This window comes from Paraburkholderia tropica (assembly GCF_914484835.1).
GTDB lineage: Bacteria > Pseudomonadota > Gammaproteobacteria > Burkholderiales > Burkholderiaceae > Paraburkholderia > Paraburkholderia tropica_A.
Genome location: NZ_CAJZAR010000066.1, coordinates 1 through 14830, shown reverse-complemented (window position 1 = coordinate 14830; position 14830 = coordinate 1). Strand labels below are relative to the sequence as shown.

12 protein-coding genes are annotated in these 14830 nt (G+C 63.0%); 6 read left to right on the top strand and 6 right to left on the bottom strand.

The window, feature by feature from the left end; genetic code table 11:
* Window positions 1-50: 50 nt before the first annotated feature.
* Window positions 51-1031, bottom strand: coding sequence for a sulfonate ABC transporter substrate-binding protein (locus LDO54_RS23880; protein WP_224013145.1), 981 nt, complete (start codon window positions 1029-1031; stop codon window positions 51-53).
* Between the two features lie 281 nt (window positions 1032-1312).
* Here LDO54_RS23880 and LDO54_RS23875 point away from each other — a divergent pair, with 281 nt between their 5' ends.
* On the top strand, window positions 1313-1594 hold the full coding sequence (locus LDO54_RS23875; RefSeq protein ID WP_224013144.1) for a DUF4148 domain-containing protein: 282 nt from the start codon (window positions 1313-1315) through the stop codon (window positions 1592-1594).
* A gap of 172 nt (window positions 1595-1766) precedes the next feature.
* Here LDO54_RS23875 and LDO54_RS23870 read toward each other — a convergent pair whose 3' ends face one another.
* From LDO54_RS23870 to LDO54_RS23850, 5 genes are all read right to left on the bottom strand, one after another.
* A complete protein-coding gene (locus LDO54_RS23870) occupies window positions 1767-2477 on the bottom strand; it encodes a response regulator transcription factor (RefSeq protein ID WP_224013143.1) in 711 nt (236 codons plus the stop codon).
* A 25-nt stretch (window positions 2478-2502) separates the two neighbouring features.
* Window positions 2503-4029 carry a sensor histidine kinase gene (locus tag LDO54_RS23865; protein WP_224013142.1) on the bottom strand — a complete coding sequence of 509 codons (1527 nt, stop codon included), beginning with the start codon at window positions 4027-4029 and terminating at the stop codon, window positions 2503-2505.
* Between the two features lie 6 nt (window positions 4030-4035).
* Window positions 4036-4710 carry a response regulator transcription factor gene (locus LDO54_RS23860; protein WP_224013155.1) on the bottom strand — a complete coding sequence of 225 codons (675 nt, stop codon included), beginning with the start codon at window positions 4708-4710 and terminating at the stop codon, window positions 4036-4038.
* 182 nt (window positions 4711-4892) lie between these two features.
* Complete coding sequence (locus LDO54_RS23855) at window positions 4893-5582, bottom strand: response regulator transcription factor (RefSeq protein WP_224013141.1); 690 nt, start codon at window positions 5580-5582, stop codon at window positions 4893-4895.
* Window positions 5579-7228 (bottom strand): sensor histidine kinase, encoded by a 1650-nt coding sequence (locus LDO54_RS23850; RefSeq protein ID WP_224013140.1) that lies wholly within the window; start codon window positions 7226-7228, stop codon window positions 5579-5581. The genes LDO54_RS23855 and LDO54_RS23850 overlap by 4 nt, the downstream gene beginning before the upstream one ends.
* Window positions 7229-7787: 559 nt before the next feature.
* Between LDO54_RS23850 and LDO54_RS23845 the strand changes: the two genes are divergently transcribed.
* The 5 genes from LDO54_RS23845 to LDO54_RS23825 form a co-directional block, all read left to right on the top strand.
* On the top strand, window positions 7788-8120 hold the full coding sequence (locus LDO54_RS23845) for a DUF4148 domain-containing protein (RefSeq protein ID WP_224013139.1): 333 nt from the start codon (window positions 7788-7790) through the stop codon (window positions 8118-8120).
* 1443 nt (window positions 8121-9563) lie between these two features.
* On the top strand, window positions 9564-10940 hold the full coding sequence (locus LDO54_RS23840; protein WP_224013138.1) for a replication initiation protein: 1377 nt from the start codon (window positions 9564-9566) through the stop codon (window positions 10938-10940).
* A 1139-nt stretch (window positions 10941-12079) separates the two neighbouring features.
* Window positions 12080-12763: a ParA family partition ATPase gene (gene parA, locus LDO54_RS23835; protein WP_224013137.1), complete on the top strand. Its 684-nt coding sequence runs from the start codon at window positions 12080-12082 to the stop codon at window positions 12761-12763.
* Complete coding sequence (locus tag LDO54_RS23830; protein WP_224013136.1) at window positions 12753-13778, top strand: ParB/RepB/Spo0J family partition protein; 1026 nt, start codon at window positions 12753-12755, stop codon at window positions 13776-13778. Before parA ends, LDO54_RS23830 begins: the two co-directional genes overlap by 11 nt.
* A 550-nt stretch (window positions 13779-14328) precedes the next feature.
* Window positions 14329-14830, top strand: a 502-nt coding sequence (locus LDO54_RS23825) for a pyridoxal-phosphate dependent enzyme (protein WP_224013135.1), incomplete at its 3' end; no start/stop codon positions are given.

Below are 14830 nucleotides of genomic sequence, written 5' to 3'. Positions count from 1 at the left end.
GAATCATGCGGCGCTTTTTCTTTGCGGCGAGCGGTGCGTAGCGAACGGGGTCACGCCACACCAGGCGCCGCCGCCTCGTACACGTCGATGCGCTTGGGCACGAGGCCGAGTTCGAGAAACGTATCGGCGATCTTTTGCTGCTCGCCGAGAATCGCCTTCGTGATCGGCACCGTGCCGAACTGCGTGCGCGCGACAGCCTGCTCGACGATGGGCGCGGGCAGGCCCCAGAGTTTCGCCAGTTCGCCCGCGTACTCGCTGCGATGGTTCTTGCCCCATTCGTCGGCCTTGGCGATTTCGTCGATCAGCACGCGGATCACATCGGGATTGCGCTTCGCATAATCGAGCGACGAAAAATAGTAGCCGCGATTGCCGACCACGCCGCTCGCGTCGGCGAGCACGCGCGCGCCGAGCGTCGCCTGCGCCGCCGCATAGAACGGGTCCCAGATCACCCACGCGTCGATCGAGCCGTTTTCGAAAGCCGCGCGCGCGTCGGCGGGCGCGAGAAACACGGGGCGCACGTCGCGGTAATCGAGGCCGTGCTTGCGCAGCAGCTGCACGAGGAAATAGTGCACGTTGCTGCCCTTGTTGAAGGCCACGCGCTTGCCTTTCAGGTCGGCGACCGTGCGCAGCGTCGAATCGCGCGGCACCAGCACGGCTTCCGATTGCGAACGCGGCAGCGTGGCCGCCACGTAGGCGAGCGGCGCGCCCGCGGCCTGCGCGAAGATCGGCGGCGCGTCGCCGACATCGCCGAAATCGATCGAGCCCACGTTGAGCGCTTCGAGCTGCACCGGGCCCGCGTTGAACTCGGTCCACGTGACCGAAACGCCGAGCGGCGCGAGCCGCGTTTCGAGCGTGCCGCGGCCCTTCAGGATGCTCAGCGCGCCCTTCTGGTTACCAATGCGCAGCGTGCGCGACCCGCTCGCCGCCAACGCGCGCGAGGCGGTGAAAGGGCCAAGGAAGGTGCCGAAAACGGGCAGCGCCGTCGCGGCGGTGCCCAGCGAGAGTTTGAGGAAATCGCGGCGTGTGCTCATGGGATCGGCATCGGATTGAAAGGTCCGATCGATTCTACGAAGCGCTACGCCGATTCAGAACGATTGAGTTTTGCGATTCAAATCAGCCACAGGACTAAGCATCGCGCATGGCTGCCGTTTCGACGTCGCAATTCTCAACGATTCCTCGCGCGCCGATGAACATTCTTTCATATTGCTGCATCGGGTTCGATAGGCTGACCTAACTATTCTCTCTCTACCGGGATGCAAGCCATCGCATTCGCTTACCGGCCAATCAAATACGTTCTCTGGAGGATAGTCCCATGAAATCGCTCATGATCGTTGCTGCGCTCGCCGGTGTCGTCGTCACCACGTCCGCTTTCGCACAGACCACGAACCCCGCCGCTTCCCAGCCGCAAACGCAGGCCGCCGCCACTCAGGTCGCCGCCACCAGCACCGCACCCGCCGCGCAAGCCGGCGGTTGGGTAGCGCCGTATGGTGAACCGGTGCATCAGAAGACCCGCGCCGAGGTTTATCACGAACTCGTGCAAGCCGAGCAGGACGGTCAGCTCGCGTATCTCAATTCGACGCTCTACGCACATTGAGCCCTTGCTGCGCGGTGTTTTCGCGCGCATCGGCCCAAACGCAAACGGCACGCGAGCTTCGCGTGCCGTTTCTTTTTTTCGGTACACAGGTGCACGGCGCAGCGCGTGCATGTGACCTCAGTTCCCACAAATGGTTACCTTGCGCTTTTGCGGCGCGAGGCCGGTTTCGATCTCAGGCGCGCGCGTCGTTCGCGCCCGGCAGCGTGAGCTGATAGCCGTAGCGGCTGATGGTTTCGATGCGCACTTCGATCGCCTCGCGTTCGAGCTTGCGGCGCAGTCGCGAGACGACGAGGTTCACGGTCGACGGATCGATATCGTCTTTCTCGGGCCACGCGTAGCGGATCATCTGATCGCGCGGCACCGGCATGTTGGCCTGGCGCAGCAGACATTCGATCAGCAGATATTCGCGCCGCGTGAGTTCGGCGCGGCGCGCGCCTTCGACGATCTCGCGCGTGCTCGCGTCGAGCAGCGGCGCGGTCGCCGCGCTGTCGGCCGCCGGGGAGACCGCGAGCGCGGGTCCGATGCGCAGCAGCGCGAGCATGCGCTCGTGCATCTCGATGAATGAGAACGGATAGCGAAAGCACGCATCGGCGCCCGCGCGCAGCAGTTGCGAGCGGTCGTGCGCGCTCGCCTCGATGCCGAGCACGGCGATGATCGTCGCGCCGTTCGTCACCTTCGCGAGCGAGGGCAGGAGCGTGTGCAATTCGGGCAGCAGCGCGCGTTCGAGCGCGACGGCGATCACGGCGTCGAACGGTTCCTCGCCCGCGACGTACAGGCCGTCGCGCAGTTCTTCCGCGCGTTGCAGACTGTGCGCGCTTTCCTGCAGGGCCTTTTGCAGCCAGGCGCCTTCGGCGTGGCTCGGCGAAATGAGCAGAATGCGCATGGTTTCTTCTAGAGGGTGACGACGGTCAGGTGAGCGCGCGCGGCCAGCATTCGACGCTCATGCGCACGCCGGGGCCGCCCGGTCGTTGCGCCGCGCTTTGCGGTGCGCTTTGCGATGTGCTGGCTTGCGCGCCTTCGTGTGTGCGCGCGCTTGCATCGGACGCATCGACGGCATCGGTTGCCGGGGGGAACTCGGGCGCGTCGTCGATGCGCAGCGTGAAATCGTGCACGCGCATCACGGCGGCCACCACGCTCAGGCCGAGGCCCGAACCGGCGATATGGCGCACGGCATCGCCGCGATAAAAACGCTGCAGCACGGCGGCGCGTTCGGCGGGCGCGATGCCGGGACCGTTGTCGGCGACTTCGAGCAGCGGACCGAGCGGCGTCGCGCGCAGCGTCACGCTGACGATGCCGCCTTCCGGCGCGAACTTGATCGCGTTGTCGATGAGATTGCTGAACGCCTCGAACAGCAGTGCGCGGTCGCCGTGAATCTCGCTCACCGTTTCCGCGCTCACGCGCCATTCGACCTCGCGGCTTTCCGCGAGCGGCTCGTACAGCTCCGCCAGTTCGTGCACCAGCGATTGCAGATCGACGGTCGCGAAACCGCCGCGCCGGTGCAGCGTGCCGATCTCGGAGATGCGCAGCATCGCGCGGAAACGTTCGAGCAGCTGGCCGGTTTCGCTGCGCGCGCGATCGAGCATGTCGGCGCCTTCTTCGTCGGCGCGCAGGCTCTCGCGTTCGGCGATGCGCGCGAGCAGCGTATGCAGATGCACGAGCGGCGTGCGCAGATCGTGCGCGATGCCGTCGCACGCGCCCTTTACCTCGCTCATCAAACGCTCGATTTCGTCGAGCATGTGATTGACGAGGTGCGAGAGCATGTCGAGTTCGTCGTCGCCGCCCACGGGCAGGCGCTGGTCGAGATCGCCGCGCGCGATGCATTGCGTGACGCGGCGCATTTCGCGCACGCGGCGGATCTGGCGCATGCCGAGCACGAGGCCGCCCGCGGCCGCGCCGAGCAGCGCGAGCACCGCGCCCACGACGAGCGTGCGCACCACGAATTCGCGGATCTCCAGCACGTTGGTCATGTCGCGCGTGACCACGAGGCGCATGCCGTTCGGGCGGATTTCACCCATCGCGCGCACGATCGGCGACTGCTTGCGGTCGCGCAGCTTGAGCGTGTGCTTGAGCGTGCAGCCCACGCGGTCGTAGGTGATGTTCGGCGGCACTTCGAGCAGGTCGCCGGCGACGTAGCGGCCATCGGCGGTGAAGAGGCCGTAGTAGTTCACGTGCATGCGTTCGTGCTCGAGGCGCTGATAGATCGCGTCGGGCAGTTGCGCGTCGGGAATCGAATCGAAGTAGATGAGCTGCCAGCTCATGATCGAGTCGGTATCGCGTTCGATCGAACTGGTCGCGCTCCACGCGATGAAGCCGACGAGCAGCGTGAGAAACACGCCGAACAACGCGGTGTAGGCGCACAGCCAGCGGAACGTGGTGGTGTGCCAGCGCCGGCGCGGCAAGGCGGGCGCGGCGGCAGGGGAGGGACGGCTGGGCACGCGGGATTATCCGAGAATGTAGCCGGAGCCGCGCACCGTCTGGATGAGCGGCGGCACGCCCGGCGGATCGATTTTCTTGCGCAGACGGCCCATGTGGACGTCGATCAGGTTGGTGCCCGGATCGAAGTGATAGCCCCACACGGCCTCGAACAGCATGGTGCGCGTGATGGTCTTGCCCGCGTGGCGCATCATGAATTCGAGCACGCGGTATTCGGTGGGCAGCAGCGCGACTTCTTCGCCATCGCGGCGCACCTTGCGCGAGATGAGGTCGAGTTCGAGCGGCCCGACGCGCAGCGCGGTCTCGCGCGCCACCGTCGCGGCCTGGCGGCGGCGCAGCAGCACTTCGAGGCGCGCCGTGAGCTCCTCGGGATCGAAGGGCTTGGTCAGATAGTCGTCGCCGCCCGCGCGCAGTCCGCGCACGCGTTCGTCGACGTCGCCGAGCGCGCTGAGCATCAGCACCGGCGTCTGGATGCCGACCGTGCGCATCGCCGTGAGTATCGACAGGCCGTCGACGCCCGGCAGCATGCGGTCGAGCGTGATGGCGTCGTATTCGTCGCTCATCGCGCGCGCCATGCCGTCGCGGCCGTTGTCGACCCAATCGACGGCAAAGCCCCGTTGTGTCAGTTCACTGACGATTTCATTCGCTGTGACGGCATCGTCTTCCACCGTCAATACACGCACCTGACTCATGTCCTCGCACTCCGCCGCGCGCCCTCGCGCAGCCTCTCTCGAAATGCAAGTTTACCGTCGTGAGGCCGCCGTGCCGCGCCGGCTTTCATTAAATTAAATTTAAGTTTGCAAACAGCGAAACAGTGGCGGCGGGGGCGGACAGGCCCGCGCCGGCTTTCGATTTCCTGACTGTCTTACTGACTCGCGCGCGCGGGCGCACCGCGCAGATCGAGCTGATAACCGAAGCGGTTGATCGTCTCGATCTGCGTGCGCGCGCCGTGCGTGATGAGCTTGCGGCGCAGCCGCGAGACCACCAGATTGACGCTCGACGGCTCGACGTCGCCCTTTTCCGGCCACGCGTAGCGGATCAGCTGCTCGCGCGCGACGGGCGCGTTGGCGTGGCGCAGCAGGCACTCGACCAGCAGATATTCGCGCGTGGTCAGCGAGATGCGCCGTTCGTCCTCGACCAGATCGCGCGTGAGCGGATCGAGCCGCGCCGCGCACGGCCCGGCCTGCGCGAGCGCGGTGCGGCGCAGCGCGAGCATGCGTTCCTGGATTTCGAGGATCGACCAGGGCTGCACGAAACAGGCGTCGGCGCCCGCGCGCAGGAGACGCGCGCAATCGGCGGGCGTGCCGCGCGTGAGCGCGATCACCACGGCCGGCGCATCGGGCAGGCGCGTGAACGAGGCGAGCGCGTCGTGCAGGCCCTCGGGCGCGTTCACGCTGGCCGCGCAGAGGATCACCGTGTCGAACGGCTCGTGCGAGGCGAGATAGACGGCGTAGTAGAGGTTGTCGGCAACCTCGACGCTGTTGAGGCTTTCGCTCAGCGCCTTGTATAGATAGCCCCGCTCCGCGTCGGAGGAGGAGCACAGCAGAACTCTCATTGATAACGCGTATTGGGCCAGCCGTGAAACGGCCAGCAGTCGATGGCGACCGTGGTGCCCGGGGTTGTCGTTGCGGTCGGGGGAGTGGCGGTGCCGGTTGGCATCGCGGAGGCGGCGCAGGCGGGTGCGCTTGCGGGTTCGCTTGCGGCTGGCGTGATGGTCGACGTCGTGGTCGATGTCGTCGTCGATGTCACCGTCGCGGTGGAGGCGCTGAGCGCCTGCGGATCGGCATCGTCGATCGACAGACGGAAGTCGTGCAGACGCATCACCGCGGCGACGATGCCGAGCCCGAGGCCGGTGCCCGGCACGTGGCGCGCGGCTTCGCTGCGGTAATAGCGGCCCAGCACCGCGTCGCGCTCGCCGGGCGCGATGCCGGGGCCGTTGTCGGTGACGCTGAAGCGCGGGCCGCCGTGACGCGCGCGCAGCGTCACGCCGACCACGCCGCCGCGCGGCGCGAACTTGATCGCGTTGTCGAGCAGATTGCTGAAGGCTTCGAACAGCAGCGCGCGGTCGGCGTGGATCGGCGCAACCTCGGCCACGGCGATGCGCAGCTCGACGGCCTTCTCCTCGGCGAGCGGCGCATACAGATCGCAGAGTTCGTCGACGAGCGCGGGCAGCGCCACCTGCGCGAAGCCGCTGCGCCGCTTGATCGCGCCGATCTCCGAAATGCGCAGCAGCGCCGCGAAGCGCTCGAGCACCGTGTCGGCCTCGTTGCGCGCCTCGACGAGCACGTTCGCGATGGCCGGTTCGCCGCGCCGCTGCATCGACTCGGCCGCGTGCGAGAGGCGCAGCCGCAGCCGCGTGAGCGGCGTGCGCAGGTCGTGCGCGATGCCGTCACAGGCGCTCTTGACTTCGGCCATCAGGCGCTCGACTTCATCGAGCATGCGGTTGACGAGGTCGGCGAGCATGTCGAGCTCGTCGCGGCCCGCGACGGGCAGGCGCTCGCCCAGTTCGCCGCCCGCGATGCGCCCGGTCGCGCGGCGGATCTCCGCGACGCGCCGGATCTGCCGCATGCTCAGCAACAGGCCCGCGCAGAGGCTGCCGCACAGGCAGAGCAGGCCGCCGCCGAACAGCGCCTTCAGCAGTTCGTCGTGGACGTGGTGGACGTCGGTCAGCGAGCGCGCCACGACGATGCGCGCGCCGTCCGCCCGCACTTCGCCCATCGCGCGCAGGGCGGGGACGGCCATGCCGGTGTCGAGGCGCACGGTCTGGCCGCGCGCGTGCTCGTGCGAGCGGCCCCAGGGATCGAGCGTCAGCCCGGCGGGCAGGCTGTGGATGTCGCCCGCGAGCCAGCGGCCGTCGGGCGCGAACAGACCATAGAAGTTCTGGCGCTGGTTTTCGCGGTGCAGGCGGGCGTCGATGGCGGCGGCGAGCGCGTCGTCGCCGCGCGAATCGAAGTAGCGCAGTTGCCAGCGCAGGCCGGTGTCGGTCTCGCGGATCATCGCGCGCGTGACCGAGAACTCGATGAAGCCGAGCAGCACCATGAACGACACCGAGAAGATCGCGGCGTAGGCGGCGAACCAGCGGAAGGTGGTGGTCTGCCAGCGGTCGTGACCGATGGCGGCCTGGGCCGCGCCCGTGCGCGGCGCTTGCGGCACGAACGCGCCCGGGCGGCCCGCGACCCAGTTCCAGTCGGAGAGGTTCATCGCGCGCCTCGCGCCGGTGCGTGCCGCGCCGCGCCGCGTACGCCGCGTCCACTGCCTGCGGCGCACCCGGCACGCGATGGCAGCGTGAATTCGCTGACTGACATGGTGACCTCCCCGATGGCGTGTTCCGCCGACGACATTCGATCGTCGCGCCGACTGTCCGATCGGGACGGTTGCGCGCGTGCCCGGCCATGATAGTGGGGCGCTCACGGCGCAACGGCATCAAGACCATGAAGAGGGGGTCATGTTCTTACCAGCGGTTGACGCGTAGCTGTCAGTTTGTCAATGCGGAGGAACGCGAGGGGCGTGGCCGTGGGTTGGGTGCGGGGGCATCGATTCGCGCGATGGAGTGTCGTCGGCGCTTTTCGTCAACGCTCGCCGTCAAAGCGTGGCTCGCGCGAAACCATGAACGTTGTTTCATCCTGATGAGCGGATGGCGAAGTGAGCGGCTGCTTATTCTGGATTTCGCGTTGACGTTGGCTGTCGTGCCGGTCGCTAATCTCGCAGTCGATCCCGAAGTCGATGCTGACGCGCCATCCCTACTCAAAAGGAGACAGCCGTGAAGCAACTGATCAGGTTCGCGTTAATTCCCCTCATCGGCGCGGCGAGCGCGGGTGCCTTCGCCGCCCCGCATCTGACGCCCCAGGAATGCCGCGGTTATCCGTTCACACGGCCCACGCACGAAGTTACCCATGCCCAGTTGATGCAGGAGCTGCACGACCTCTCTCTGGTCGGCTACGACGAGCACGCCGTCGACAACGATTACCCGAGCGATCTGGAAGCCGCCGAGCAGCGTCTAGGTGACCTTTATCGGCAGGATTGCACGGCCCGGCATACCGCTGCGGCTACTCCCGCGACCGCGCAGCCGGTCCGTGCCGCTCAGGTCGACTGACCGATGGTGCGGTGGCCGCCAAGGTTACCGCGTGGGTTGTTGCAGTGCACCTTCATGACGCGTGGCCCACGTAACGAGGGTCGCGCCTTCTCTCTTCTTCTCCTGGCGTTCGCCTCCTGACTTCTGCGATCCCATATCTGGATACCTGGCGCAGGTAACCGGATATGGGGAGCGGGGACCTTTCGCGCGTTCAACCGCGATGAGTCGTGCAGAAACGGCGTCCGCACCGGTCCCATAGACGGTGACCTCATACGCTTCGTAGCTCCCATATCCTGCGACCCGTTGCAGTTACGCCCATAAAAATCAATGAGTTGATACGTATACTGAAAGTGGTTAACGAGGTAAACGCGCTAAGGTAACGGAATGTGGGAGCTTGTCTGCAGTTCAATCGCGACAAGGTCACCAAGCATGGGATCAGCGAAGTTGGTGACCACTTACATTTGCAAAGGGTCCCGGTTTTGGGAGACGTCTCTCTTATCGGACACGGGTTTTAGTGTTTACTCAATACGCTTTAGAACCTTTAGTAAACCTTTAGGCAGCTGGAAGCCTTACCTGGCAAGGGTTTGCGGCCGAATAGGTCGCGCACTATGGGGACTGCGGTACCTGCTATGGGGATTCGGGGCTGTGGATATGGGATTTCGGTGCCCGCGCATGGGGATTTGAGGGTGTGGATATGGGAGCAAGGTTGCGCCGTATGGGAAAAATGCCCGGAAAGCCTTCGAGTCACCATTTATGGGAAGCGTCAAAGGTGGCGGCTTATGGGACTTCTGGCCTGCGTCTAGCGTGATTCACGACGCTGAATGCCCGTTTTGGGTCACGGGTTATGGGAGATTCTCAAGGTAACGCGCTATGGTGGACCTCAATCGCGGGTTGCATAGGTATCCAGCATCGCGATTTCTGGGAACTCCACCCCGCTTGACCTGGCGGACAAGGCTTTTTCTGGGGTACCCGATTATGGGAGCGATTGAAGGTAGCCGGTTATGGTGGATCTAACGGCTCGCATTGCCCAGAAACCCCTTGGCTCGGGGTGTTTCAGGTCGCCAGTTATGGGGAGAGGCAAAGGTTACCGTCAATGGGACGTTTCCTCTGCATGAGGGCTGGGAACGGCTGACTGCGCTTCTCCGGCCAAAATCCCATAGGCGTGCACCTGTGGGTAACTTTTATACGATAGTAAGTACTCACATTTGCGCTAAAGGTGCTCAAATATGGGAGCCCTGACGTGGGCTTAAGCGCAAAAGGTCACCGGATTTGGGAGCTTGTCTCGATTCATTGGAACGTGTCGAGCACGATCGGGCGGCCTCCCCCACGGGTTGAGGACGGCGTCTGTCAACCTTTCTGACGCGCGATGTCGTGCTCTCGCACAGACGTGACGGCGGCCTTGAGTCACCTGGTCGGTTGGTATACAGTTACCAACCGACCAGGTTCCCTTTTCACGTGGGTCATATGGCAAGAAAAAAGGCCGACGCCGGCGATGCCGACAAACAAGGCGCACTCGTATTCCAGCAAGGCCAGCCGCCTGATCTGTTCCGCAAGGCGGTCCCCGCGATTCACATCGCACCGAAGTCCGGGTCGATCAGTCTCCAGCAGCGCAAGATGTTCAGCTCGCTGATCAAGAACGCGATCCGCCAGGACTCTCTCGAGCCCGGCCGCTCCTCGTTCGAGATCACGATCTCCGCCCTTTCGCAGGACGTCGATCTGAACAGCAACAACACCGAATACGTCAAGGAAACGATCAACTCCTTGATCAGCACAGTGGTCAACTGGGACTACCTCACGCAGGACAAACGCAGCATCTGGAAAGCCTCCGGCCTGCTCGCGGGCGCCGAACTCGAGCGCTCGGTGCTGCGCTATACGTTCTCGGAGCAGATTCGCGGCGAACTGCTGAACCCTGAAATCTACGCGATGATCGACATGCGGATCACGCGTCAATTCAGGAAGGCGCATTCGCTTGCGCTCTGGGAAAACGTCGTGCGATACGAGGCGGTGGGCGTCACCGCGCGCTTTCCGCTCGCGACCCTGCGCGATCTGATTCTCGGCCAGGATACGTCGGCGCAATCGTACAAGCTCTACAAGCAGTTCAAGAGCCGCGTGCTTGTGCCGTGCATCAAGGAAGTCAACGAGATCTCGGATCACAACTTCGAGTTGATCGAGCACAAGGTGGGGCGCTCCGTCGTCGCGTTGCAGTTTCGCGTAACGCGCAAACCGGAAACCGATCCGTCGCAGGAGCTGCGCGCCAACGAAACGGTGCTGATCGGCGAGATGTCGAAGTTCAGCATTCCGGTTTCGGAAGCGCGCCGCCTCTTCAAGCAGTACGGCGAGGAAAAGATCCGTACCGCGGTAGCCTACACGGCGGCCCGCGTCGCGCAGAAGAATGCCGCGCCGCTCGCGAACGTGGCGGCCTACTTCCGCAAGGCGCTGATGCAGGGCTATCAGTTGCCGGGTGCGAATGTCGCTGCCGGCGCCGCGCCCGATGCGGGCAAGGCGCGCGAGAGCCAGGATCAGGTGAAAGACCGTTATATCGCCGCGAAGATCAACGAGGCGCGTTCGTACTTCAACGAGCTCGAATACGACGACCAGACGGCGCTCATCAAGCGCTACAACGAAACGGTCGGCATGGACAAGCTCAAGGTCTCGACCTCGAAGGTGCCGAGCAAGATGGCATCGACGAACTTTTTCCGTTGGGTCGTGCTCGATACCTGGGGTCAGCCGACGGCGACCGATCTGCTCGAATTCCTGCTCAGCGGACAGCAAGGTCCGGCCGCCGGCGATCTGCAGGCGATGGGCGATATCGAACTCGCGCTGAAGACGCGCGAAGAGTGATCTGCGACCCGGGGCGAAGAGTTCGCCCCGGTTGCGTTCGAGGACTGAAGGCCTCGGTGAAGCAAGAAAAACTGGTGAAATTTGCCCAATAAAAATACATAGGTAAATTTCACATTCTCTATTTTCCGAATAGTTGGGATTTTACTGAGTGGAAGCGCGAGGGCGGTGTTGCCGCGCTCTGTGCTTGCTTTGTGTTGGCTGCTGCTTTGTTGTGGGGATTGGATTGGTTGAATCTCCACGTGGAGATTTACGCGTGGGCGTCTGAGGGTGGCACGGAGGCTAACCCACGAGACCAGCGAAGTCGTTCCAAGGCATTCATTACCCTGTTGTCGTATTGACTCCCACTAGGCCTCGACTGTCCGTGCGCTTCTGCAATTCTCAACGTGGAGAGTTGAGTGATCTGAGTGAACAACTTCTGCGGGCGAGATGCTGATCATCTTTGCGACCTAAACGGTGCGTCTTATGGCGCTGCATGATCATTAATCTGTGAGATGCAGCATACGTTTCGCCGATGGCGTCCGAGTGCCGAAAGATCGCGCGGAGATCTCCACGTGGAGACTGGCGCTATCGATATGCTTAGATCGTGCCGTAGGTAGCGGTGGTTCACATCGCATACGATTGAACGTTCCAGCTGTATGTTGCGAACGGGAATGTCCAAATGCGAAGAGTTAGTCGCCACCTTTTGCCGTATTAAACAAGGCACGATCACAGACGATCTCCACGTGGAGACTTCCTTTCACAGTGCGTTGTCTCTCTACTGAATCGCCAATTCGATTTCAACAATCCTGATACGCCTAACTACGCGCGATGCCTTAATCAAAAGATGGACTTGCCTTAATTCCCGCGAACTTCTCTCCGCAAGTTCCGATAAGTCTCCAGACCATCTCTCCACGTGGAGAACTGCCGACACCTTCAACTCCACGTCACATCATCCCGACATCTTTCGCCAAGAAACTAGCAAAACCCTCTCATGCCCTTATCCAAATGGCCATTTTGGTTGTGAGCGGGCAACGATTTCGGGCTAGAAGCTAGAATTTACTTTAACTTGCCGTTAGACTCCCAAAAGACTTGCTGGAGAGTCTCCACGTGGAGATTGCACGTGGAATCACTCCTCCGTTGAACTTTGCATGGAGAACCGAATGGGTCTGGTCATCGCCGTAGCGAACCAAAAGGGTGGGGTCGGCAAAACCACCACCAGCATGAATCTGGCTGGTGCATTTCAAGCCGAAGGCTACAAAGTCTATGTCGCCGACGCCGACGGTCAGCAATCGTGCATGAGCTGGTGCGCAGCAGCGGGCCCAGAAACTCCGCTTCCATTCCGCGTCGGCAGTATCAATAAGCTTGAAAAGATGATCGGCCCTGAAGTTGCGGCTTTGGCCAACGACTACGACGTCGTGATCGTCGATTGCCCGCCGAACATCAACGATCTGACCACCGCTCGCGTTCTCGCTGTTGCCGATGCGACGATCATCCCGACCGACGCCTCGCCGATCGACATCTGGAGTAGCGAAGGGATGATGGAGCTGGTTGAGCGTACGCGCGTCGCGAATCCAGCGGGAAAATTCGCAATTTTGCTGAATAAGTCGAATTCGAAGACACTCCTGCATACGCAAATGAGTGCGATCCTGGCCGAGAGCAACGTCCGCGTGCTCGCTGCCACGGTCAAGCAACGTGAGCTGTATCGCCAGGCCGCCGCGCTCGGCCGTACGGTTTTCGACGTGCGCGGTGTCCGCGGCACGAAGATCGCCAGGGACGAGATCACCGCCGTCTACAACGAAATCATCGCGCTCGTCCAGGAAGAGGAGGTGGTCGATGGCAACTAAGCTCAATTTCACGAGCAAAGTCCGCGCGGGCATGGCCGTCGAGCGTGCATCGGCAGGCGAGCGTCTGGCCGATGGCGATGTCGTCGGCATCGCGCAGCGCGACGCGGGCGCGGCTCCGGTTGAACAAGCTGAACCACAAGTGGAGGTCGCAGCGGTCGTCGAAACGGTGACCACGCACGCCGTGACGCGTATTTCCGTCGATGACGTCGTTTCGAATCCGTACAATCCGCGCGCGTTCTATAGCGCGGAAACGATCGACGAACTCGCTGAGAGCTTTGCCAGCCAAGGCCAGATCACGCCGATTCTCGTCACGCGTTTGCCGCAGTTCCCCGGCAAGTATGTGATCGTCGACGGCGAGCGCCGTATTCGTGCGGCGCGCTCGCGCGGCGACAAGCTGATCGACGCCGATGTGCGCGAGGGTCTCGACAACCAGAATCTCTATCTGCGCGCCTATCACGCGAACAAGGAGCGCGAGGAGCAGACGGTTTTCGACGACGCTCTGGCGTGGAAGAAGCTGCTCGACGATGGCGTCTATGTCGATCAGACCGAGTTGGGTATCGCCGTGGGCGAGGACCCGAAGCACATCAGCAAGGTCATTTCGCTGACGTCGCTGCCGCCGTATCTGCTGCAACGCATGGCGCAGAATCGTCCGGATGTCGGGCTGGGCCACGCCTACAACATCAAGCTGATTTTCGATCGCGCGGGCGCAAGCGTCGCCGAGCATTGGCTCGAGCAGGTGATTGAAGGGAAGGCGAGTGTGCGCAAGCTCGAAGCGGCGGCGTCTGCTGAGGCGGGGGCGCGACGCGTCGGCCCGCGTCGCACGCATTATCAATCGCGTGTGCAATTCAGCCGGCCGGACGGCGTGGCGCTCGGCGAGCTCAAGCTGTTCGGCGATGGCCGTGCGGAGTTGAACCTCAAAGGAATCGCGGCCGCAGATCAGCAGCGGCTGGCCGAGCGGATGAAGGCCGTCATCGATGAATGGGCGTCGGAGATGGAGCCGGTCGCCGCCGATTGAGCGCACGTTTCATCGAAATTCTCGCGCTGAAAGCACGGAGGAGGGCAGGGCCGTCAGGCGCCTGCCCTCGTGCATTTCTCGGCCTTCCGCGCTGGTTTTCGGAGGTTTTCAGGGGCGAGGGTCGAAACCGTGAAACACAGGCGAATCGTTTTCATCGCCCAGAAAACGCCGCAAAATCAAAGGGATATGAGACAATTCCTAGAATGTTTCACGCGTAGGCGCGTTTCGTTGAGGGTCAAAGTGACTTTATGCCCGCAAACCTGAGCGCATGAAACCAGATAGTGCGGATATGTATTGATATGAATGTAATCCGTAGTTATCGAGACATTTTCGTGCGGGCAGCAATAGATTGACAATTGCCGCCGCCTACGCCATGCTTGTCAGAATGAACCGTCGCCAAAGCCCGATTTCGCTGATTATTCGCACCATTCCTCGAATGGTGGGTTAGCGTACGACTGGCAAAAACGACAACGACCCGCCCCACGAGGCGGGTTTTTTATTTCCGCCTCCTGGCTAAACAAGTATCACAAGAGACAGCACAGGAGCCGTCATGCAGGCCAATTTGCGCCAAACCGCAGTCGAAGCCGAAGCACGCCACACGCAGCCGACCGGGCAATCGACCGCGCAGCCGATCGATTACCTTCGTCTGACCCTCACCGCGCGCGTCTATGACGCGGCCCGCGAAACCGAGCTAGAACCCGCGCCGAATCTCTCCGCGCGCATCGGCAATACGGTGCTGCTCAAGCGCGAGGACAACCAGCCCGTTTTCTCGTTCAAGCTGCGCGGCGCGTACAACAAGATGGCGCACCTCTCGCCCGAGCAACTCGAACGCGGCGTGATTACCGCGTCGGCGGGCAATCACGCGCAGGGCGTGGCGCTCTCGGCGGCGCGGCTCGGCGTGAAGGCGGTGATCTGCGTACCGGTGACCACCCCGCAGGTGAAAGTCGATGCCGTGCGCGCGCACGGCGGCCCGACGGTTGAAGTCGTCCAGGCGGGTGAATCCTACAGCGATGCCTACGCCCACGCCGTCCGCCTGCAGGAAGAACGCGGCC

Bases quoted from the DNA above. Each gene is read 5' to 3' on its own strand.
- LDO54_RS23880 (WP_224013145.1), bottom strand. From the start codon at position 1,031: ATGAGCACACGCCGCGATTTCCTCAAACTCTCGCTGGGCACCGCCGCG.
- LDO54_RS23875 (WP_224013144.1), top strand. From the start codon at position 1,313: ATGAAATCGCTCATGATCGTTGCTGCGCTCGCCGGTGTCGTCGTCACC.
- LDO54_RS23870 (WP_224013143.1), bottom strand. From the start codon at position 2,477: ATGCGCATTCTGCTCATTTCGCCGAGCCACGCCGAAGGCGCCTGGCTG.
- LDO54_RS23855 (WP_224013141.1), bottom strand. From the start codon at position 5,582: ATGAGAGTTCTGCTGTGCTCCTCCTCCGACGCGGAGCGGGGCTATCTA.
- LDO54_RS23850 (WP_224013140.1), bottom strand. From the start codon at position 7,228: ATGAACCTCTCCGACTGGAACTGGGTCGCGGGCCGCCCGGGCGCGTTC.
- LDO54_RS23840 (WP_224013138.1), top strand. From the start codon at position 9,564: ATGGCAAGAAAAAAGGCCGACGCCGGCGATGCCGACAAACAAGGCGCA.
- parA (WP_224013137.1), top strand. From the start codon at position 12,080: ATGGGTCTGGTCATCGCCGTAGCGAACCAAAAGGGTGGGGTCGGCAAA.
- LDO54_RS23830 (WP_224013136.1), top strand. From the start codon at position 12,753: ATGGCAACTAAGCTCAATTTCACGAGCAAAGTCCGCGCGGGCATGGCC.